This window comes from Bowmanella yangjiangensis (genome assembly GCF_017255015.1).
GTDB classification, from domain to species: Bacteria; Pseudomonadota; Gammaproteobacteria; order Enterobacterales; family Alteromonadaceae; genus Bowmanella; species Bowmanella yangjiangensis.
Map to the genome: position 1 here is coordinate 1 of NZ_JAFKCS010000502.1, position 554 is coordinate 554.

Below are 554 nucleotides of genomic sequence, written 5' to 3' on the forward strand. Positions count from 1 at the left end.
GGCCTTGCATGACCGCACCACTGGCGGCTGCGTTGCTGTTCATCGGGCAGAGCGGCGATCTGCTGCAGGGCGGCCTGGTGCTGTTCGCCCTCGGCCTGGGTATCGGTACGCCGCTGGTGTTGCTGGTGACGCTCGGCCAGCGTTTCCTGCCCCGTCCCGGGCCGTGGATGGAGCGGGTCAAGGCGGTGTTCGGGTTTCTTTTTCTGGGCACCGCGTTGTACCTGCTGCAACCGCTGCTGGGCGAATCCACCTGGCTGGCGCTGAGTGGTGCCTGGCTGGTGCTGGCGGCCAGCAGCCTGTTGCACCTGGCAGGGCAGCTGCAGCGGCAGCGTGCGCTGGCCCACGCCGGCGCCGCGCTGCTGGGCCTGTGGGGCGTGGCGATGGTGCTCGGGGCGGCGGGCGGTGGGCATGACCCGATGCGGCCGCTTGGGGTGTTCAGCGCCGTGGCGGCGCCACAGGCCGAGGCGCGCAGCACGGGTTTCGTCGACGTGCGCGAGCCCGAGCATCTGCAGCGCGAACTGGAGGTGGCGAAGGCCAGTGGGCAGTGGGTGCTG

The 554-nt window shown here is 71.1% G+C and carries 1 protein-coding gene; it reads left to right on the forward strand.

Translation table 11 applies throughout. The features are described 5' to 3' along the window. Nucleotides 1-8: 8 nt before the first annotated feature. A partial coding sequence (locus J0A65_RS25375) for a cytochrome c biogenesis protein CcdA (RefSeq protein WP_463452400.1) occupies nt 9-554 on the forward strand: 546 nt, incomplete at its 3' end.